The 550-nt window shown below is 61.8% G+C and carries 1 protein-coding gene; it reads right to left on the bottom strand.

The features are described from left to right. The coding region (locus tag IVA82_RS23830; protein WP_247387303.1) for an efflux RND transporter permease subunit at positions 1–550 on the bottom strand (550 nt) is incomplete at both ends.

Genomic DNA, 550 nt, shown 5'->3' with positions numbered 1-550 from the left:
CGTCACGGGCTTGGACACCGTTAGGGCGATCATGGCCGGGACGAACGTCAACGACACGACGAAGGCCGCGCCGAGCGCGATTATGACGGTGAGCGCCATCGGCTCGAAGGTCTTGCCCTCGACGCCTGTGAACGTCAGCAAGGGAATATAGACAAGGATTATGGTGAGCTGGCCGTAGACCGTCGGCCGGATCATCTCGGTGGCGGATTCCGTGACGGTCCGAAGCCGTTCATCGAGGGACAGCGAGCGACCGAACTCACGCTGACGCTCCGCGAGATGTCGAAGAGCATTTTCAGCGATGATCACGGCGCCGTCGACGATCAGACCGAAGTCCAAAGCACCCAGGCTCATCAGGTTCGCGCTGATCTTGCCCTGCAGCATGCCGGTTGCGGTCACCAGCATGGTGACCGGAATGACGCAGGCGGTCACCATGGCGGCGCGCAAATTGCCCAGCAGCACGAACAGCACAGCGATGACGAGGAGCGCACCTTCGGCCAGATTGGTCGCCACGGTCTCAATGGTGGCGTCCACCAATTGCGTCCGGTTCAGC

It is taken from the genome of Bradyrhizobium sp. 142, assembly GCF_023074015.1.
Taxonomy (GTDB): domain Bacteria; phylum Pseudomonadota; class Alphaproteobacteria; order Rhizobiales; family Xanthobacteraceae; genus Bradyrhizobium.
Note: the sequence above shows the minus strand (reverse complement) of the source record. Positions and strands in the feature narration are given on the sequence as shown.